General features: G+C 55.4%; 18 protein-coding genes. 16 read left to right on the forward strand and 2 right to left on the reverse strand.

The annotated features are described in order from the left end of the window. Positions 1-39 precede the first annotated feature (39 nt). Genes NB069_RS06075 through nei form a run of 4 tightly spaced genes read left to right on the forward strand, consistent with a single transcriptional unit; the run spans position 40 to position 3200 of the window. Positions 40-750 (forward strand): DUF969 domain-containing protein, encoded by a 711-nt coding sequence (locus NB069_RS06075; RefSeq protein WP_250588547.1) that lies wholly within the window; start codon positions 40-42, stop codon positions 748-750. After that, positions 747-1742 (forward strand): DUF979 domain-containing protein, encoded by a 996-nt coding sequence (locus NB069_RS06080; protein WP_250588548.1) that lies wholly within the window; start codon positions 747-749, stop codon positions 1740-1742. The genes NB069_RS06075 and NB069_RS06080 overlap by 4 nt, the downstream gene beginning before the upstream one ends. A gap of 9 nt (positions 1743-1751) precedes the next feature. Further along, the gene (gene pcp / locus NB069_RS06085; RefSeq protein WP_250588549.1) at positions 1752-2396 is read left to right on the forward strand and encodes a pyroglutamyl-peptidase I; all 645 of its coding nucleotides are present in this window, start codon (positions 1752-1754) and stop codon (positions 2394-2396) included. A 12-nt stretch (positions 2397-2408) separates the two neighbouring features. Continuing rightward, positions 2409-3200 carry an endonuclease VIII gene (nei, locus tag NB069_RS06090; protein ID WP_250588550.1) on the forward strand — a complete coding sequence of 264 codons (792 nt, stop codon included), beginning with the start codon at positions 2409-2411 and terminating at the stop codon, positions 3198-3200. A gap of 116 nt (positions 3201-3316) precedes the next feature. Here the strand turns inward: nei and NB069_RS06095 are convergent, their stop codons facing one another. Both NB069_RS06095 and NB069_RS22600 read right to left on the reverse strand, forming a co-directional pair. Then, positions 3317-4603 carry a citrate synthase gene (locus NB069_RS06095; RefSeq protein ID WP_250588551.1) on the reverse strand — a complete coding sequence of 429 codons (1287 nt, stop codon included), beginning with the start codon at positions 4601-4603 and terminating at the stop codon, positions 3317-3319. 205 nt (positions 4604-4808) lie between these two features. Further along, the gene (locus NB069_RS22600; protein WP_418936630.1) at positions 4809-4916 is read right to left on the reverse strand and encodes a hypothetical protein; all 108 of its coding nucleotides are present in this window, start codon (positions 4914-4916) and stop codon (positions 4809-4811) included. Between the two features lie 327 nt (positions 4917-5243). On the opposite strand from NB069_RS22600, the gene sdhC reads away from it, so the two are divergent. From sdhC to ybgE, 12 genes are all read left to right on the forward strand, one after another. Further along, positions 5244-5648: a succinate dehydrogenase cytochrome b556 subunit gene (gene sdhC / locus NB069_RS06100; protein WP_039029416.1), complete on the forward strand. Its 405-nt coding sequence runs from the start codon at positions 5244-5246 to the stop codon at positions 5646-5648. Next, positions 5642-5989 carry a succinate dehydrogenase membrane anchor subunit gene (gene sdhD, locus NB069_RS06105; protein ID WP_250588552.1) on the forward strand — a complete coding sequence of 116 codons (348 nt, stop codon included), beginning with the start codon at positions 5642-5644 and terminating at the stop codon, positions 5987-5989. Before sdhC ends, sdhD begins: the two co-directional genes overlap by 7 nt. Continuing rightward, positions 5989-7755, forward strand: coding sequence for a succinate dehydrogenase flavoprotein subunit (gene sdhA / locus NB069_RS06110; RefSeq protein WP_039029332.1), 1767 nt, complete (start codon positions 5989-5991; stop codon positions 7753-7755). The genes sdhD and sdhA overlap by 1 nt, the downstream gene beginning before the upstream one ends. 15 nt (positions 7756-7770) lie before the next feature. Continuing rightward, positions 7771-8487: a succinate dehydrogenase iron-sulfur subunit SdhB gene (gene sdhB / locus NB069_RS06115; RefSeq protein WP_039029333.1), complete on the forward strand. Its 717-nt coding sequence runs from the start codon at positions 7771-7773 to the stop codon at positions 8485-8487. Positions 8488-8710: 223 nt separating this feature from the next. Beyond that, positions 8711-11518: a 2-oxoglutarate dehydrogenase E1 component gene (sucA, locus tag NB069_RS06120; RefSeq protein ID WP_250588553.1), complete on the forward strand. Its 2808-nt coding sequence runs from the start codon at positions 8711-8713 to the stop codon at positions 11516-11518. Positions 11519-11532: 14 nt separating this feature from the next. Continuing rightward, entirely contained in the window at positions 11533-12762 is a 1230-nt protein-coding gene (gene odhB / locus NB069_RS06125) for a 2-oxoglutarate dehydrogenase complex dihydrolipoyllysine-residue succinyltransferase (protein WP_250588554.1), read from the forward strand. An 87-nt stretch (positions 12763-12849) separates the two neighbouring features. Continuing rightward, the gene (gene sucC, locus NB069_RS06130; RefSeq protein ID WP_032617084.1) at positions 12850-14016 is read left to right on the forward strand and encodes an ADP-forming succinate--CoA ligase subunit beta; all 1167 of its coding nucleotides are present in this window, start codon (positions 12850-12852) and stop codon (positions 14014-14016) included. Next, on the forward strand, positions 14016-14885 hold the full coding sequence (gene sucD / locus NB069_RS06135) for a succinate--CoA ligase subunit alpha (protein ID WP_032617085.1): 870 nt from the start codon (positions 14016-14018) through the stop codon (positions 14883-14885). Before sucC ends, sucD begins: the two co-directional genes overlap by 1 nt. Before the next feature lie 809 nt (positions 14886-15694). Continuing rightward, positions 15695-17263: a cytochrome ubiquinol oxidase subunit I gene (gene cydA / locus NB069_RS06140; protein WP_250588555.1), complete on the forward strand. Its 1569-nt coding sequence runs from the start codon at positions 15695-15697 to the stop codon at positions 17261-17263. 15 nt (positions 17264-17278) lie between these two features. Next, complete coding sequence (gene cydB / locus NB069_RS06145) at positions 17279-18418, forward strand: cytochrome d ubiquinol oxidase subunit II (RefSeq protein WP_250588556.1); 1140 nt, start codon at positions 17279-17281, stop codon at positions 18416-18418. A gap of 14 nt (positions 18419-18432) precedes the next feature. Further along, the gene (gene cydX, locus NB069_RS06150) at positions 18433-18546 is read left to right on the forward strand and encodes a cytochrome bd-I oxidase subunit CydX (protein ID WP_003858598.1); all 114 of its coding nucleotides are present in this window, start codon (positions 18433-18435) and stop codon (positions 18544-18546) included. After that, positions 18546-18830, forward strand: coding sequence for a cyd operon protein YbgE (gene ybgE / locus NB069_RS06155; protein WP_250588557.1), 285 nt, complete (start codon positions 18546-18548; stop codon positions 18828-18830). The genes cydX and ybgE overlap by 1 nt, the downstream gene beginning before the upstream one ends. Positions 18831-18878: the final 48 nt, after the last annotated feature.

The raw sequence follows: 18878 nt of genomic DNA on the forward strand, positions 1-18878 counted from the left end.
AAAAAACACAACACAAAACAACACAACAGGAAAGAGAACATGGCAGAGACGCTTTCCCTCTGGCCACTCATCGGTATCGCGGTGATTGTGGTCGGGTTTCTTTTACGCTTTAACCCGGTGCTGGTGGTCATAGTCGCCGGGATCGTCACCGGCCTGGCAGCGCATATGCCCATCGCCACTATTCTGGAAAAACTGGGTGAAGGGTTCCTGAACACCCGCAACCTGCCTTATATCCTGCTGATCCCGCTGGCGGTTATCGGTCTGCTGGAGCGCCATGGCCTGAAAGAGCGGGCTCAGGCGTGGATCGCGAAGATCCACAGCGCCACCGCCGGACGTCTGCTGATCGTCTATCTGTTCGTCCGCGAAGCCTCGGCGGCGATGGGGCTGACCAGCCTCGGTGGACATCCGCAGATGGTACGTCCGCTGCTGGCACCGATGGCAGAAGGGGCGGCCGAGAAGCGATATGGCGAGCTGCCGGGCGCAGTACGCTATCGCCTGCGGGCCATGTCGGCGGCCACCGATAACGTCGGGCTGTTCTTTGGCGAAGACATCTTCGTTGCCTTTGGCGCCATCATCTTTATGCATAACTTCATGCTGGAATCCGGCGGCATCCAGACCGAGCCGCTGCACATTGCCCTGTGGGGGATCCCGACCGCGCTCTGCGCCTTTGCGATCCACGCCACCCGACTCTACCGCCTGGATAAGCACCTGGAGCGCGAACTGGCGAAAGTGCAGGGAGAGGTGAAATGAATTTCCAGCAAAGCTATCTCTACTGGCTGGCGGGCCTGATCCTGCTCATCGTGGCGCTGATGTCGTTTCGCGATAAAGCCAACCCGCGGCGCATCACCACCGGTCTGTTCTGGGGCATTTACGGCCTGCTGTTCCTGCTCGGTAACTGGACATACGATCTGGTGGGCGATAAGCGCACCGTTCATATCGGGGTGGGTGTGGCGGTGGTTGTCCTTGCGCTGATCGCCGGTTTTGGCGGCGTGCGGCTCGGGAGCTACCACCAGCGCACGGCAGAAGAACGCGAGAGCAGCGCGAAGCGTCTGGGCAATCGCCTCTTCTTACCGGCGCTGGCCATTCCGGTGGTGACGGTGGTGGGCGTGCTGATGTTTAACCACATTCCGGGCCTGCAGGAGACGCTGTTCGGGCCGGGCAACCACTCGACGCTGGTGACGCTGTTCTCAATGACCGTCGGCTCGCTCATTGGCCTGGCGATGGCGGTCAAAATGACCCATGAGAAAGTGCATCAGCCTGTACAGGAGGCGCGCCGTCTGCTCGACTCTATCGGCTGGGCCTTTATTCTGCCGCAAATTCTCGCCACTCTTGGCCTGCTGTTTACCGCCGCTGGCGTCGGGGAGGGCATTTCTTACCTCACCCAGACGTATCTGGCAGTCGACAGCCGGTTTATCGCGGTGGCGGTCTATGCCGTGGGGATGGCGCTGTTAACAATGGTCATGGGTAACGCTTTTGCCGCGTTCCCGATAGTGACCGCGGGGATCGGCATCCCGATTCTGGTGCTGCAGCACGGCGGGAATCCGGCGGTAATGGCGGCGATTGGTATGTTCTCGGGCTACTGTGGCACGCTGATGACGCCGATGGCGGCCAACTTCAACATCGTGCCCGCCGCGCTGCTGGAGCTGCCCGATAAAAATGCGGTAATCAAGGCGCAGGTGCCGACCGGGGTACTGCTGCTGATCGCCAACGTCTTCCTGCTCTACTTCCTGATGTTCCTGTAAGGAGAAATGATGCGAACCGTTTTAATCACCGGCTTTGAGCCCTTTGGCGGCGAGACCGTTAACCCGTCCTGGGAAGTGGTGAAACAGCTTGATGGTACGATTATTGACGATTGTCGCGTAGTGGCGCGGCAACTGCCCTGCGTATTTGGCGAGTCGTTAGAGGTGCTGAACGCGGCCATTGATGCGCTGCAGCCCTCGGTTGTGCTGGCGATTGGCCAGGCCGGGGGCCGGGTGGATGTGACCGTTGAGCGGGTGGCGATAAACGTTGATGACGCCCGTATCCCGGATAACCGCGGGCAACAGCCGGTGGATGTCGCCATTGTCGATGGCGGCCCGGCGGCCTGGTTCAGCACCCTGCCGATCAAGGCGATGGTGACGGCGCTGCGTGAAGCCGGTATTCCTACTTCTGTTTCCCAGACGGCGGGGACATTCGTCTGCAACCATGTGATGTACGGCGTGCTGCACAAGCTGGCCAACAGCCCGGACGTTAAGGGCGGGTTTATCCATATTCCTTATCTGCCCGAGCAGGCGGCAGCGCACCCGGGCGCCCCGAGCATGGCAACGCAAACCGTGAAGCAGGCCCTGGAAATCGCCATTGCGGTGGCGCTGCATCAGGAGCATGACATCAAAGTGGCAGGCGGCGCGACGCATTAGAAAGGAGACACAATGCCAGAAGGCCCAGAGATCCGCCGGGCGGCGGATAGCCTGGAGGCGGCGATAAAAGGCAAACCCCTTACCGACGTATGGTTTGCTTTTCCTCAGTTAAAACCCTTTGAGTCCCGGCTTATTGGCGAGACGGTTACGCATCTGGAGACGCGCGGTAAAGCGCTGCTCACCCACTTCTCCAATGCGCTGACGCTCTACAGCCATAACCAGCTGTATGGCGTCTGGCGGGTGGTGGATACCGGTAAAATACCGGAGACAACCCGGGTGCTGCGCGTCAGGCTGGAGACGGCGGATAAAACCATTCTGCTTTACAGCGCCTCGGATATTGAGATGCTGCAGCCAGAACAACTCACCACCCATCCCTTCCTGCAGCGGGTGGGGCCGGACGTGCTGGATTTACGCCTGACGGCAAAGGATGTGAAAGCGCGGCTGCTATCGGCAAAATTCCGCAATCGCCAGTTTTCCGGGCTGCTGCTGGACCAGTCGTTTCTGGCCGGGCTGGGCAACTATCTGCGGGTCGAGATCCTGTGGGAGGTGGGGCTGGCTCCGCAGCACAAGGCGTCACAGCTATCTGAAGAGCAACTTGATGCACTTGCCGGGGCGCTGCTGGGGATCCCCAGACTGTCGTACAACACGCGCGGCGTAGTGAATGACAAAAAGCATCACGGGGCACTGTTTCGTTTTAAGGTGTTTCATCGCGCGGGGAAAAAGTGTGAGCGCTGCGGTGGGGTGATTGAGAAAACGACGCTGTCGTCGCGCCCGTTTTACTGGTGCCCGCAATGTCAGACATAAAAAAAGCCGGGTGGCGGAGGTAAAAGCAAAACGGTAACCCAAGGGTTACCGTTTTTTATGTATGCACCCTCTCCCGTGGGAGAGGGCCGGGGTGAGGGCATCAGGCTGCCCTGCTGTTAGCGTTTGGACACGTCAGACTCGAAATTACGCTGCTCGTAGCCGGTATACAGCTGGCGAGGACGCGCAATTTTCATGCCTTCGGTGTGCATTTCGTTCCAGTGTGCAATCCAGCCCACGGTACGCGCCATCGCGAAGATAACGGTGAACATGGAAGACGGAATGCCCATCGCTTTCAGGATGATACCGGAGTAGAAATCGACGTTCGGGTAAAGTTTCTTCTCGATGAAGTACGGGTCGTTCAGCGCGATGTGTTCCAGCTCCATCGCCACCTGCAGCAGGTCATCTTTGGTGCCCAGCTCTTTCAGTACTTCATGGCAGGTTTCACGCATGACGGTTGCGCGCGGATCGTAGTTTTTGTAAACACGGTGACCGAAGCCCATCAGGCGGAAGGAGTCATTCTTATCCTTCGCACGGCGTACGAATTCCGGAATGTGTTCAACAGAGCTGATCTCTTCCAGCATCTTCAGTGCCGCTTCGTTCGCGCCGCCGTGCGCCGGTCCCCACAGGGAGGCAATACCTGCTGCGATACAGGCAAACGGGTTCGCACCGGAGGAGCCAGCGGTACGCACGGTAGAGGTAGATGCGTTCTGCTCGTGGTCAGCGTGCAGGATCAGGATACGATCCATGGCGCGTTCCAGAACCGGGTTAACTTCGTACTCTTCGCACGGCGTGGCGAACATCATACGCAGGAAGTTACCTGAGTAGGAGAGGTCGTTACGTGGATAAACAAACGGCTGTCCGATGGAGTATTTGTAACACATCGCTGCCATGGTTGGCATTTTGGACAGCAGGCGGAACGCGGCGATATCGCGGTGACGCTGGTTATTCACGTCCAGCGAGTCATGGTAGAACGCCGCCAGCGCGCCGGTGATCCCGCACATTACCGCCATTGGATGTGAATCGCGGCGGAAGGCATGGAACAGACGGGTAATCTGCTCATGGATCATGGTGTGACGGGTAACGGTGGTTTTGAACTCATCGTACTGTTCCTGCGTCGGCTTTTCGCCGTTCAGCAGGATGTAGCACACTTCCAGGTAATTGGAGTGAGTCGCTAACTGGTCGATGGGGAAACCGCGGTGCAGCAGGATACCTTCGTCACCGTCAATGTAGGTGATTTTGGACTCGCAAGATGCGGTGGAGGTAAAACCAGGGTCAAAGGTAAACATACCTTTAGAACCAAGACTACGGATATCAATAACATCCTGACCGAGCGTGCCTTTTAGCACATCCAGTTCGATAGCAGCGTCACCATTTAGGGTGAGTTTTGCCTTAGTATCAGCCATTTACGGTCTCCTTAGCGCCTTATTGCTTAAGACTGCCCATAACCGGATTTGCATTCAGCTGACTTATCATTGTTACCAGTTTGTTATTTGGCTCGCCGCTCAGCTCACGAGGAGAAACCAGGGTACAGAGCAATGGCGCTAGCAGGTAAACAAATGAGAAATCAGAGAAATAACAGCAAATCAGTGTCTGCGCAGTCCGAATTATTCAAACCTGTATATCACTAATAACTGTCCTGATAACTTCGGTCAATACCATCACACTGTTACATAACTTATTCTCAGGTGAAAGAGAGACCTCATAACTTTTGCGCATTATATGCCTTTTCTGGTGATGTTTGTAACAATAATGTTTAACATTTGTCAAATCAGATGATTAAAAATTAAAAAGATGTTGTTATCGTGACCCTGATCACTGTTCCGTATAAAACCCGACAAACTGTATGTAGGTTAATTGTAATGATTTTGTGAACGGCCTATACTGCCGCCAGGTCTCCGGAAAACCCTGCAATCCCGAGCCAACCAGCGTTGTAACGTGTCATTTGAGCATCTGGAAGCAATGTTTTGCATGACGCACAGTTATATAAAAGGCACGCTGTCTGACCCGCATCGCAGTCCGGAGGAAGGAAACAATAAGAACAGCATGTGGGCGTTATTCATGATAAGAAATGTGAAAAAACAAAGACCTGTCAATCTGGATCTGAAAACGATCCGATTCCCCGTAACGGCAATAGCGTCCATCCTTCATCGTGTATCCGGTGTGATCACGTTTGTCGCGGTGGGTATCCTGTTATGGTTGCTGGGTACCAGTCTCTCGTCTCCGGAAGGATTCCAGCAGGCCTCCGACATCATGAATGGTTTCTTCGTGAAATTTATCATGTGGGGCATCCTGACCGCGCTGGCTTATCACGTCGTCGGCGGCGTTCGTCATATGCTGATGGACTTCGGCTATCTGGAAGAGACCTTCGAAACCGGCAAGCGTACCGCTAACATCTCCTTTGTTATCACTGTCGTGCTTTCACTTCTCGCAGGAGTTCTCGTATGGTAAGCAACGCCTCCGCATTAGGACGCAACGGCGTACATGACTTCATTCTGGTCCGTGCTACCGCTATCGTTCTCACCCTCTACATCATCTACATGATCGGCTTCTTTGCCACCAGCGGCGATCTGACCTGGGAAATCTGGACCGGCTTCTTCGGTTCTGCTTTCACCAGGGTATTTACCCTGCTGGCGCTGTTCTCCATCCTGATCCACGCGTGGATTGGCATGTGGCAGGTACTGACCGACTACGTTAAACCGATGGCAATTCGTCTCGCATTGCAGCTGGCTATCGTCGTTGCACTGGTGGTTTACGTAATTTATGGATTTGTTGTGGTGTGGGGTGTGTGATGAAACTTCCAGTCAGAGAATTTGACGCTGTAGTGATTGGAGCCGGCGGCGCAGGTATGCGCGCGGCGCTGCAAATTTCCCAGAGCGGCCAGACCTGTGCGCTGCTCTCTAAAGTATTCCCGACCCGTTCCCATACCGTATCCGCGCAGGGTGGCATCACCGTTGCGCTCGGTAATACCCATGATGATAACTGGGAATGGCATATGTACGACACGGTGAAAGGCTCCGACTACATCGGTGACCAGGACGCCATTGAATATATGTGTAAGACCGGCCCGGAAGCGATTCTGGAGCTGGACCATATGGGTCTGCCATTCTCCCGCCTGGAGAACGGTACCATTTATCAACGTCCGTTTGGCGGCCAGTCGAAAGACTTCGGCGGCGAGCAGGCGGCACGTACAGCGGCAGCGGCAGACCGTACCGGTCACGCCCTGCTGCACACGCTGTATCAGCAGAACCTGAAGAACAAAACCACTATCTTCTCCGAGTGGTATGCGCTGGATCTGGTTAAAAACGAAGATGGCGCAGTGGTCGGTTGTACCGCCCTGTGCATCGAAACCGGTGAAGTGGTCTACTTCAAAGCCCGCGCAACCGTGCTGGCAACCGGCGGTGCAGGCCGCATTTACCAGTCCACCACTAACGCCCATATCAACACCGGTGACGGCGTAGGTATGGCTATCCGTGCGGGCGTCCCGGTGCAGGATATGGAGATGTGGCAGTTCCACCCTACCGGCATCGCCGGTGCGGGCGTTCTGGTGACAGAAGGCTGCCGTGGTGAAGGTGGTTACCTGCTGAACAAACACGGCGAACGCTTCATGGAGCGTTATGCACCGAATGCGAAAGACCTGGCGGGTCGTGACGTGGTGGCGCGTTCCATCATGATCGAAATCCGTGAAGGTCGCGGCTGTGACGGCCCGTGGGGTCCACACGCCAAGCTGAAACTTGACCATCTGGGTAAAGAGGTTCTGGAATCCCGTCTGCCGGGTATCCTGGAGCTGTCCCGCACCTTCGCTCACGTCGACCCGGTTAAAGAGCCGATTCCGGTTATCCCAACCTGCCACTACATGATGGGCGGTATTCCGACCAAAGTGACCGGCCAGGCGCTGACCGTGAACGAGCAGGGCGAAGATGTGGTGATCCCGGGCCTGTTCGCGGTAGGCGAAATCGCCTGCGTATCCGTACACGGTGCGAACCGTCTGGGCGGCAACTCGCTGCTCGACCTGGTGGTGTTTGGCCGTGCGGTGGGTCTGCACCTGCAGGAGTCCATTGCCGAGCAAGGTCCGCTGCGTGATGCTACCGAAGCGAATATCGACGCCTCTCTGGAACGTCTCAACCGCTGGAACGGCAACCGCAACGGCGAAGATCCGGTGGAAATCCGTAAAGCGCTGCAGGAGTGCATGCAGCACAACTTCTCGGTGTTCCGTGAAGGCGACGCGATGGCAAAAGGGCTTGAGCAGCTGAAAGCGATCCGCGAGCGTCTGAAAAATGCCCGTCTGGACGACACGTCCAGCGAGTTCAACACCCAGCGCGTCGAGTGTCTGGAACTGGACAACCTGATGGAAACCGCGTACGCGACGGCGGTCTCTGCAAACTTCCGTACCGAAAGCCGTGGCGCCCATAGCCGCTTCGACTTCCCGGATCGTGACGACGAAAACTGGCTGTGCCATTCCCTGTACCTGCCAGAGTCGGAATCCATGACACGTCGTAGCGTCAATATGGAACCGAAACTGCGTCCGGCGTTCCCGCCGAAGATTCGTACTTATTAATGCGGAGACAGGACAATGAAACTCGAATTCTCAGTTTATCGTTATAACCCGGATGTAGATGACGCTCCGCACATGCAGGATTACACCCTGGAAGCGGAAGAAGGCCGTGACATGATGCTGCTGGATGCCTTAATGCAGCTGAAAGAAAAGGATCCGACACTGTCATTCCGTCGTTCCTGCCGTGAAGGGGTGTGTGGCTCTGACGGTCTGAACATGAATGGCAAAAACGGTCTGGCCTGTATCACGCCGATCTCTGCGCTCAACCGTCCAGGACAGAAGATCGTGATCCGACCTCTGCCTGGTCTGCCGGTTGTCCGCGATTTGGTGGTGGACATGGGGCAATTCTATGCACAATATGAGAAGATTAAGCCTTACTTGTTGAATAATGGGCAAAATCCACCCGCTCGCGAGCATTTACAGTCGCCAGAGCAGCGTGAAAAACTCGATGGCCTGTATGAGTGTATTCTTTGTGCATGTTGCTCGACCTCATGCCCGTCGTTCTGGTGGAACCCGGACAAGTTCATCGGCCCGGCTGGCCTGCTGGCAGCGTATCGCTTCCTGATTGACAGCCGCGATACCGAAACCGACAACCGCCTGGAAGGGCTGAGCGATGCTTTCAGTGTATTCCGCTGCCACAGCATCATGAACTGCGTCAGTGTATGTCCTAAGGGGCTGAACCCGACGCGCGCTATCGGCCACATTAAGTCGATGCTGCTGCAGCGCAGTGCGTAAGTAACAAGAGGGGGCGCTGTTCCCCTCACCCTGGCCCTCTCCCCAAAGGGGAGAGGGGATAGATTGCAGAAACCTTTAAAAACTGCCCTGAAGTCTAGACAGTTTCTAAAGGTTCCTTCGCGGGCCAAACTACAAGAGCTCGCAGGTGAACCCCGGCACGTACACGTGGTGTGCGTGGTAGTTTCTACGGCGAAATAAGCATAAAAATGCTTAAGGGATCACGATGCAGAACGGCGCAATGAAAGCCTGGCTGGACTCTTCATTCCTCTCTGGTGCAAACCAAAGCTGGATTGAACAGCTCTATGAAGACTTCTTAACCGACCCTGACTCAGTGGACGCTAACTGGCGTTCTATGTTCCAGGAGTTACCTGGAACGGGTGTCAAACCGGATCAATTTCATTCCAAAACACGTGATTATTTCCGTCGTCTGGCGAAGGATGCCTCACGTTACTCTTCCGCTGTCTCCGACCCTGACACCAATGCGAAGCAGGTTAAAGTCCTGCAGCTGATTAACGCCTACCGTTTCCGTGGCCACCAGCATGCGAATCTGGATCCGCTGGGACTGTGGCAGCAAGAGCGTGTGGCCGATCTCGACCCGGCTTATCACGACCTGACCGAAGCAGATTTCCAGGAAACCTTCAACGTAGGCTCTTTCGCTATCGGCAAAGACACGATGAAGCTCGGCGATCTGCTGGAGGCGCTGAAGCAAACTTATTGCGGCTCCATCGGCGCGGAATACATGCACATCACCTCAACCGAAGAGAAACGCTGGATCCAGCAGCGTATTGAATCCGTTGCCGGTAAATCCACTTTCAATGCCGACGAGAAAAAGCGCTTCCTGAGCGAACTGACCGCAGCGGAAGGTCTGGAGCGTTATCTCGGTGCTAAATTCCCGGGTGCAAAACGCTTCTCGCTGGAAGGCGGCGATGCGCTGGTGCCGATGCTGAAAGAGCTGATCCGCCACGCGGGCAACAGCGGAACCCGTGAAGTGGTTCTGGGCATGGCGCACCGTGGTCGTCTGAACGTGCTTGTCAACGTGCTGGGCAAAAAGCCGCAGGATCTGTTCGACGAATTCGCAGGCAAACATAAAGAACATCTCGGAACCGGTGATGTGAAGTACCACATGGGCTTCTCATCGGATATCGAAACCCAGGGCGGCCTGGTTCACATGGCGCTGGCGTTTAACCCGTCGCACCTTGAGATCGTCAGCCCGGTGGTTATCGGCTCCGTGCGTGCGCGTCTGGACAGACTGGACGAGCCGAGCAGCAACAAAGTTCTGCCAATCACCATTCATGGCGATGCGGCGGTAACCGGGCAGGGCGTGGTTCAGGAAACCCTGAACATGTCCAAAGCGCGGGGTTACGAAGTGGGCGGCACCGTTCGCATCGTGATCAACAACCAGGTCGGCTTCACCACCTCTAACCCGCTGGATGCGCGTTCCACCCCATACTGCACCGATATCGGTAAGATGGTTCAGGCGCCTATTTTCCACGTTAATGCCGATGACCCGGAAGCGGTCGCCTTTGTTACCCGCCTGGCGCTGGACTTCCGTAACACCTTTAAACGCGATGTGTTCATCGACCTCTTCTGCTATCGCCGTCATGGTCATAACGAAGCGGACGAGCCGAGTGCAACCCAGCCGCTGATGTACCAGAAAATCAAAAAGCATCCTACCCCGCGCAAAATCTATGCTGACAAGCTGGAAGCGGAGAAGGTTGTTGCCCTGGAAGACGCGACCGAGATGGTCAACCTTTACCGCGACGCACTGGATGCCGGTGAATGCGTGGTGAAAGAGCTGCGTCCGATGAACATGCACTCCTTTACCTGGTCGCCGTACCTCAACCACGAGTGGGATGAGAGCTACCCGAACAAGGTTGAGATGAAGCGTCTGCAGGAGCTGGCAAAACGCATCAGCACCGTACCAGAAGCGATCGAGATGCAGTCCCGCGTGCAGAAAATCTACGCTGACCGTCAGGCGATGGCAGCAGGCGAAAAACTGTTCGACTGGGGCGGCGCAGAAAACCTGGCCTACGCAACGCTGGTTGATGAAGGCATTCCGGTACGTCTGTCCGGTGAAGATGCGGGTCGTGGCACCTTCTTCCACCGTCATGCGGTGATCCATAACCAGACCAACGGTTCGACCTACACCCCGCTGCAGCACGTGCATAACGGCCAGGGCCAGTTTAAGGTCTGGGACTCCGTGCTGTCAGAAGAAGCGGTACTGGCGTTTGAATACGGCTATGCCACTGCAGAACCACGTACCCTGACCATCTGGGAAGCGCAGTTCGGCGACTTCGCCAACGGTGCTCAGGTCGTTATCGACCAGTTCATCTCCTCTGGCGAGCAGAAGTGGGGCCGTATGTGTGGCCTGGTCATGCTGCTGCCACACGGTTACGAAGGGCAGGGCCCGGAGCACTCCTCCGCGCGTCTGGAGCGTTATCTGCAACTCTGCGCCGAGCAGAACATGCAGGTTTGCGTCCCGTCTACCCCGGCACAGGTTTATCACATGCTGCGTCGTCAGGCGCTGCGCGGGATGCGCCGTCCGCTGGTGGTCATGTCACCGAAATCGCTGCTGCGCCACCCGCTGGCTGTCTCCACCCTGGATGAACTGGCGAACGGTACCTTCCTGCCGGCGATTGGTGAAATTGATGAGCTGGATCCGCAGGCGGTTAAACGCGTGGTGATGTGTTCTGGTAAGGTTTATTACGACCTGCTGGAACAGCGCCGTAAGAACGACCAGAAAGATGTCGCTATCGTGCGTATCGAACAGCTTTATCCGTTCCCGCATCAGGCGATGCAGGAAGTGCTGAAACAATATTCTCACGTACATGATTTTGTCTGGTGCCAGGAAGAGCCGCTTAACCAGGGCGCATGGTACTGCAGCCAGCATCATTTCCGTGAAGTGATTCCATTTGGGTCTGCCCTGCGTTACGCAGGTCGCCCGGCCTCCGCCTCTCCGGCGGTAGGGTATATGTCCGTTCACCAGAAGCAGCAACAAGATCTGGTCAATGACGCGCTGAACGTCGATTAATTAAAGGATACATAATGAGTAGCGTAGATATTCTTGTTCCCGACCTGCCTGAGTCTGTAGCAGATGCGACCGTCGCCACCTGGCACAAAAAACCGGGCGATGCCGTTAAGCGCGACGAAGTGCTGGTAGAAATCGAAACTGACAAAGTGGTACTGGAAGTACCGGCTTCGGCGGATGGTGTTCTTGATGCCGTACTGGAAGATGAAGGGACAACCGTAACGTCTCGCCAGATCCTGGGCCGCCTGCGTGAAGGCAACAGCGCAGGTAAAGAGTCCAGCGCGAAAACTGAAGAGAAAGCTTCTACCCCAGCGCAGCGCCAGCAGGCCTCCCTGGAAGAGCAGACTAACGACGCGCTCAGCCCGGCGATCCGTCGTCTGCTGGCCGAGCACAGCCTCGACCCGGCTGCCATTAAAGGCACCGGCGTGGGTGGCCGTCTGACTCGCGAAGATATCGACAAGCATCTGGCTAAAGGGCCTTCTGAAGCGAAAGCAGAAGCCAAAGCCCCTGCGGCGACAGCAGCACAGCCAGCGCCAGCGCTGGGCGCCCGCAGCGAAAAACGCGTGCCGATGACCCGTCTGCGTAAGCGTGTGGCCGAGCGTCTGCTGGAAGCGAAAAACTCTACCGCGATGCTGACCACCTTCAACGAAGTCAACATGAAGCCAATCATGGACCTGCGTAAGCAGTACGGTGACGCGTTTGAAAAACGTCACGGTATCCGTCTGGGCTTTATGTCCTTCTACGTGAAAGCGGTTGTTGAAGCGCTGAAACGCTACCCGGAAGTGAACGCCTCCATCGATGGCGATGACGTGGTTTATCACAACTACTTCGACGTGAGCATGGCCGTTTCTACCCCACGTGGCCTGGTGACCCCGGTTCTGCGTGATGTGGATACCCTGGGCATGGCTGACATCGAGAAGAACATCAAAGAGCTGGCAGTAAAAGGCCGTGACGGCAAGCTGACCGTAGACGACCTGACCGGCGGTAACTTCACCATTACCAACGGTGGCGTATTCGGTTCGCTGATGTCTACTCCAATCATCAACCCACCGCAGAGCGCGATCCTTGGCATGCACGCCATCAAAGATCGTCCTATGGCGGTTGACGGTAAAGTCGAGATCCTGCCGATGATGTATCTGGCGCTCTCCTACGATCACCGTCTGATCGACGGCCGCGAGTCTGTGGGCTTCCTGGTAGCCATTAAAGAGCTGCTGGAAGATCCAACGCGTCTGCTGCTGGACGTCTAGTTTTTAGCGGTACTGCCCGGCGGCGTTTTGTCTGCCGGGCCTACAAAAGCATGACCTAACGATTACCCTGAAGGATGGATAGAACACATGAACTTACATGAATATCAGGCAAAACAGCTGTTTGCCCGGTATGGCTTACCGGCTCCGGTGGGTTATGCCTGCAATACCCCTCGTGAAGCAGAAGAAGCCGCCTCTAAAATCGGTGCGGGTCCTTGGGTAGTAAAATGTCAGGTTCACGCTGGCGGCCGCGGTAAAGCGGGCGGTGTGAAGGTTGTTAACAGCAAAGAAGAGATCCGCGCCTTTGCAGAACATTGGCTCGGTAAGCGTCTGGTGACCTATCAGACAGACGCAGGCGGCCAGCCGGTTAACCAGATCCTGGTTGAAGCGGCAACCGATATTGCAAAAGAACTCTACCTTGGCGCAGTCGTAGATCGTAGCTCCCGTCGCGTGGTGTTTATGGCCTCTACCGAAGGCGGCGTGGAAATCGAAAAAGTGGCGGAAGAGACCCCACACCTGATCCACAAAGTCGCTATCGATCCGCTGGCAGGCCCAATGCCTTACCAGGGTCGTGAGCTGGCATTCAAACTGGGTCTGGAAGGCAAACTGGTGCAGCAATTCACCAAGATCTTCATGGGCCTGGCCACTATCTTCCTCGAGCGCGACCTGGCGCTGATCGAAATCAACCCGCTGGTTATCACTAAGCAGGGCGATCTGATCTGCCTCGACGGCAAACTGGGCGCTGACGGCAACGCGCTGTTCCGCCAGGCAGACCTGCGCGAAATGCGCGACCAGTCCCAGGAAGACCCACGTGAAGCGCAGGCTGCACAGTGGGAGCTGAACTACGTAGCACTCGATGGCAACATCGGCTGCATGGTTAACGGTGCGGGCCTGGCAATGGGCACCATGGACATCGTTAAGCTGCACGGCGGCGAGCCGGCAAACTTCCTGGATGTGGGCGGCGGTGCAACCAAAGAGCGCGTGACCGAAGCATTCAAAATCATCCTCTCCGATGACAATGTAAAAGCGGTTCTGGTTAACATCTTCGGCGGTATCGTACGTTGCGACCTGATCGCTGACGGTATCATCGGCGCGGTAGAAGAAGTGGGCGTAAACGTCCCGGTTGTTGTCCGTCTGGAAGGTAACAACGCTGAACTCGGCGCGAAAAAACTGGCTGACAGCGGCCTGAATATTATTGCAGCGAAAAGTCTGACGGATGCAGCTCAGCAGGTTGTTGCCGCAGTGGAGGGGAAATAATGTCCGTTTTAATTAATAAAGATACCAAGGTTATCTGCCAGGGCTTCACCGGTAGCCAGGGTTCATTCCACTCTGAGCAGGCGATTGCTTACGGTACGCAGATGGTTGGCGGCGTAACGCCAGGCAAAGGCGGCACCACGCATCTGGGCCTGCCGGTGTTCAACACCGTGCGTGAAGCGGTAGAAGCGACTGGCGCAACCGCCACCGTGATCTACGTTCCGGCGCCATTCTGCAAAGACTCCATTCTGGAAGCTATCGACGCAGGTATCAAACTGATCATCACCATTACCGAAGGTATCCCGACGCTGGATATGCTGACCGTGAAGGTGAAGCTGGACGAAGCGGGTGTACGCATGATCGGGCCAAACTGCCCGGGCGTCATCACCCCAGGCGAATGCAAAATCGGCATCATGCCGGGCCACATTCACAAGCCGGGCAAAGTGGGCATCGTCTCCCGTTCCGGTACCTTGACCTATGAAGCGGTTAAGCAGACCACCGACTACGGTTTCGGCCAGTCCACCTGTGTGGGCATCGGCGGCGACCCAATCCCGGGCTCTAACTTCATCGACATCCTGAAGCTGTTCCAGGAAGACCCGCAGACTGAAGCGATCGTCATGATCGGTGAGATCGGCGGTAGCGCGGAAGAAGAAGCGGCTGCTTACATTAAAGACCATGTGACTAAGCCAGTCGTTGGCTACATCGCGGGTGTGACTGCGCCGAAAGGCAAGCGTATGGGCCACGCAGGCGCCATCATCGCGGGCGGTAAAGGTACTGCGGACGAGAAATTCGCAGCGCTGGAAGCCGCTGGCGTGAAAACCGTTCGCAGCCTGGCTGACATCGGTGAAGCACTGAAATCCATCATTAAGTAAATCCTCTCTGCTCCCCGTGCGGGGAGCTTTGACATAATAAATGTCCGTTTCGACATGGTTGGCCATCGTAAGATGGCCTTTTTTTTGGCCGCGATTTGCCCCATGCCGCAAAAGGGAAGGGCGAATAAAATCTCAGCAGAGGCGTCAGGTAAAGGAGGGGGGGATACGATCAGAAACAAAATGGTAACAGCGCGGTGTTAATTTATGGATTGTTAAAAGTAAAATATTTGTGATAACTATTTTGAATAAAAAACGGCGTGGAAAATTACTGTGAAGCATCTAACATTAACTGTTCGGCACTATTAAAAACCTGCGCCGCTTTTTGCGTTAATTTAAATCACCTTTATTTATATTTTTCCCTTTATTTGATAACTACCACGTCGATCGGCAAACATACTGTTAACATTATTTTCATTGTATTTACCATGCAGAAACACCCTTAACACACCTGGGCGATATTGATTTATATCAATATTTAATACCTGGAAAAGAGCGCCAAAAGGCGTTAAATTGTTCCCGATCAAACTGGTCGAAAAGGGGTAAATTCGCTATATATTGATCGCTGTCGTAAAACATAAAACGCTTTCAATAAAAACCTGTTTATTGTAAGGGTTTTGCAGCGTAATATATTTGCGGGATCAATTTCTGTTTTTATTAACGCATCTGCAACCTTTCATCATGGCTTTTTCCTCCTGCGAAGATTAAGTAACGAAGAAAGGATGCTGATAACTTTTTTTTGGGGCATGTGTGTGGATCCTTTCTAACGGGGTTCACTCTCGGAGTCTTCATGCGATGAGCAAGGAGTCATGATGTTAGATATAGTCGAACTGTCGCGCTTACAGTTTGCCTTGACCGCGATGTACCACTTCCTTTTTGTGCCACTGACGCTCGGTATGGCGTTCCTGCTGGCCATTATGGAAACGGTCTACGTCCTTTCCGGCAAACAGATTTATAAAGATATGACCAAGTTCTGGGGCAAGTTGTTTGGTATCAACTTTGCCCTGGGCGTGGCAACCGGTCTGACCATGGAGTTCCAGTTCGGGACTAACTGGTCTTACTATTCCCACTATGTCGGGGATATCTTCGGTGCGCCGCTGGCCATTGAAGGTCTGATGGCCTTCTTCCTCGAATCCACCTTTGTAGGTCTGTTCTTCTTTGGCTGGGATCGCCTGGGTAAAGTACAGCACATGTGCGTCACCTGGCTGGTCGCTCTGGGCTCTAACCTGTCCGCGCTGTGGATCCTGGTGGCCAACGGCTGGATGCAGAACCCTATCGCGTCTGATTTCAACTTCGAAACCATGCGTATGGAGATGGTCAGCTTCTCCGAGCTGGTGCTGAACCCGGTGGCGCAGGTGAAATTCGTTCACACTGTGGCATCCGGCTATGTCTGCGGCGCGATGTTCGTGCTGGGCATCAGCGCCTACTACATGCTGCGTGGTCGTGACTTCGCCTTTGCCAAGCGCTCTTTCGCCATCGCGGCAAGCTTCGGTATGGCCGCTATCCTCTCCGTTATTGTGCTGGGTGATGAATCCGGTTACGAGATGGGCGACGTGCAGAAAACCAAACTGGCCGCGATCGAAGCAGAGTGGGAAACCCAGCCTGCGCCAGCCGCCTTCACCCTGTTTGGTATTCCCGATCAGGACGCGCAGGAAAACCACTTCGCTATTCAGATCCCTTATGCGCTCGGTATCATTGCCACCCGCTCTGTGGATACGCCGGTTATCGGCCTGAAAGACCTGCTGGTGCAGCATGAAGAGCGTATCCGTAACGGGATGAAAGCCTACTCCCTGCTGGAGCAACTGCGTGACGGTTCTACCGATCAGACCGTTCGCGATGAGTTTAACAACGTGAAGAAAGACCTGGGTTACGGTCTGCTGCTGAAGCGCTATACCCCGAACGTCTCTGACGCGACGGAAGAGCAGATCCAGCTGGCGACGAAAGACTCCATTCCACGTGTCGCGCCGCTGTACTTCGCGTTCCGTATCATGGTTGGCTGCGGCATCATCATGCTGTTGATCATCGGCGCTTCTTTCTGGTCGGTTATCCGCAACCGTATCGGCGAGAAAAAATGGCTGCTGCGCACGGCGCTGTATGGTATCCCACTGCCGTGGATCGCCATCGAATCCGGCTGGTTTGTTGCCGAGTATGGCCGTCAGCCGTGGGCTATCGGTGAGGTACTGCCAACTGCCGTGGCGAACTCATCCCTGACCGCCGGGGATCTGATCTTCTCCATGCTGCTGATTTGTGGTCTGTACACCCTGTTCCTGGTGGCTGAACTGTTCCTGATGTTCAAGTTTGCGCGCCTTGGCCCAAGCAGCCTGAAAACCGGTCGCTACCACTACGAGCAGTCCACCGTGGCTACTCAGCCGGCACGCTAAGACAGGAGTCGTCAAATGATCGATTATGAAGTATTGCGTTTTATCTGGTGGCTGCTGGTCGGGATCTTACTGATTGGTTTCGCGGTCACTGACGGGTTCGACATGGGGGTGGGCATGCTCACCCGCTTCCTCGGTCGTAATGATACCGAGCGTCGAATTATGATTAACTCCATCGCCCCTCACTGGGACGGTAACCAGGTGTGGCTCATCACCGCAGGTGGTGCGCTGTTTGCTGCCTGGCCGATGGTCTACGCCGCGGCGTTCTCCGGCTTCTATGTGGCGATGATCCTGGTGCTGGCGTCGTTGTTCTTCCGTCCGGTGGGTTTTGATTACCGCTCGAAGATCGAAGATACCCGCTGGCGCAACATGTGGGACTGGGGCATCTTCATCGGTAGCTTCGTGCCACCTTTGGTAATCGGCGTCGCGTTCGGCAACCTGCTGCAGGGCGTGCCGTTCCACCTCGATGAATACATGCGCCTGTACTACACCGGCAACTTCTTCCAGCTGCTGAACCCGTTCGGCCTGCTGGCGGGCGTGGTCAGCGTGGCGATGATCCTCACCCAGGGGGCAACCTATCTGCAAATGCGTACCGTGGGTGAACTGCATCTGCGCTCTCGTGCGGTATCGCAGATTGCGGCTCTGGTGACGCTGGTTGGCTTCGCGCTGGCAGGCGTATGGGTCATGTTTGGTATCGACGGTTACGTGGTGACCTCAGCGATTAACCATACTGCGCCATCGAACCCGCTGACTAAAGAAGTGGCTCGTCAGGCAGGCGCCTGGCTGGTGAACTTCAATAATACCCCGATTCTGTGGGCGATTCCGGCGCTGGGCGTGGTGCTTCCGCTGCTGACACTGCTGACGTCTCGCATGGAAAAAGGCGCTCTGGCGTTTATCTTCTCTTCACTGACCCTGGCGTGCATTATCCTGACTGCCGGTATCGCGATGTTCCCGTTCGTGATGCCGTCCAGCACCATGCTGAATGCGAGTCTGACCATGTGGGATGCCACCTCCAGTCAGATGACGCTGAATCTGATGACGTTTGTGGCTGCCGTGTTCGTACCGATCATTCTGGCTTACACCGCCTGGTGTTACTGGAAAATGTACGGTCGTATCACGAAAGAACATATCGAAAGCAATACTCACTCTATGTATTAAGGAAGGAGCTGAATATGTGGTATTTCGCATGGATTTTAGGAACGCTTCTGGCCTGTGCATTTGGTGTGATTACCGCCCTGGCGCTTGAGCATGTTGAAGCGACCAAAGCCGGTGAAGAAAAACACTGATGATCACGTATCTCTACGCGATCATGGACAAGCGCCCGTTAAGGGCGCTTTCCTTAGTGATGGCCTTACTGCTGGCGGGCTGCATCTTCTGGGACCCGTCGCGCTTTGCGGCGAAGACCAGCGAGCTCGAAATCTGGCACGGTTTTCTCATGATGTGGGCAGTATGCGCTGGTGTGATCCACGGCGTTGGCTTTCGTCCAAAAGCGGTACACTGGCAGGGCATTTTTTGCCCGCTGATCGCGGATGTGGTCCTGCTGATTGGGCTGATTTTCTTTTTCAGCTGAATAAGAATTATCCGTTAAAATTATGGGTCTACCCAGGCCCATAAAAAT

This window comes from Leclercia adecarboxylata, from assembly GCF_023639785.1.
GTDB lineage: Bacteria > Pseudomonadota > Gammaproteobacteria > Enterobacterales > Enterobacteriaceae > Enterobacter > Enterobacter adecarboxylatus_D.

Excerpts from the sequence above, each read along its gene's own strand:
- pcp (WP_250588549.1), top strand. The coding sequence starts at position 1,752 with ATGCGAACCGTTTTAATCACCGGCTTTGAGCCCTTTGGCGGCGAGACC.
- sucD (WP_032617085.1), top strand. The coding sequence starts at position 14,016 with ATGTCCGTTTTAATTAATAAAGATACCAAGGTTATCTGCCAGGGCTTC.
- NB069_RS06080 (WP_250588548.1), top strand. The coding sequence starts at position 747 with ATGAATTTCCAGCAAAGCTATCTCTACTGGCTGGCGGGCCTGATCCTG.
- sdhB (WP_039029333.1), top strand. The coding sequence starts at position 7,771 with ATGAAACTCGAATTCTCAGTTTATCGTTATAACCCGGATGTAGATGAC.
- cydX (WP_003858598.1), top strand. The coding sequence starts at position 18,433 with ATGTGGTATTTCGCATGGATTTTAGGAACGCTTCTGGCCTGTGCATTT.
- sucC (WP_032617084.1), top strand. The coding sequence starts at position 12,850 with ATGAACTTACATGAATATCAGGCAAAACAGCTGTTTGCCCGGTATGGC.
- odhB (WP_250588554.1), top strand. The coding sequence starts at position 11,533 with ATGAGTAGCGTAGATATTCTTGTTCCCGACCTGCCTGAGTCTGTAGCA.
- ybgE (WP_250588557.1), top strand. The coding sequence starts at position 18,546 with ATGATCACGTATCTCTACGCGATCATGGACAAGCGCCCGTTAAGGGCG.
- sdhD (WP_250588552.1), top strand. The coding sequence starts at position 5,642 with ATGGTAAGCAACGCCTCCGCATTAGGACGCAACGGCGTACATGACTTC.
- sucA (WP_250588553.1), top strand. The coding sequence starts at position 8,711 with ATGCAGAACGGCGCAATGAAAGCCTGGCTGGACTCTTCATTCCTCTCT.
- cydA (WP_250588555.1), top strand. The coding sequence starts at position 15,695 with ATGTTAGATATAGTCGAACTGTCGCGCTTACAGTTTGCCTTGACCGCG.
- cydB (WP_250588556.1), top strand. The coding sequence starts at position 17,279 with ATGATCGATTATGAAGTATTGCGTTTTATCTGGTGGCTGCTGGTCGGG.
- sdhC (WP_039029416.1), top strand. The coding sequence starts at position 5,244 with ATGTGGGCGTTATTCATGATAAGAAATGTGAAAAAACAAAGACCTGTC.
- nei (WP_250588550.1), top strand. The coding sequence starts at position 2,409 with ATGCCAGAAGGCCCAGAGATCCGCCGGGCGGCGGATAGCCTGGAGGCG.
- NB069_RS06095 (WP_250588551.1), bottom strand. The coding sequence starts at position 4,603 with ATGGCTGATACTAAGGCAAAACTCACCCTAAATGGTGACGCTGCTATC.
- NB069_RS06075 (WP_250588547.1), top strand. The coding sequence starts at position 40 with ATGGCAGAGACGCTTTCCCTCTGGCCACTCATCGGTATCGCGGTGATT.
- NB069_RS22600 (WP_418936630.1), bottom strand. The coding sequence starts at position 4,916 with ATGCGCAAAAGTTATGAGGTCTCTCTTTCACCTGAGAATAAGTTATGT.
- sdhA (WP_039029332.1), top strand. The coding sequence starts at position 5,989 with ATGAAACTTCCAGTCAGAGAATTTGACGCTGTAGTGATTGGAGCCGGC.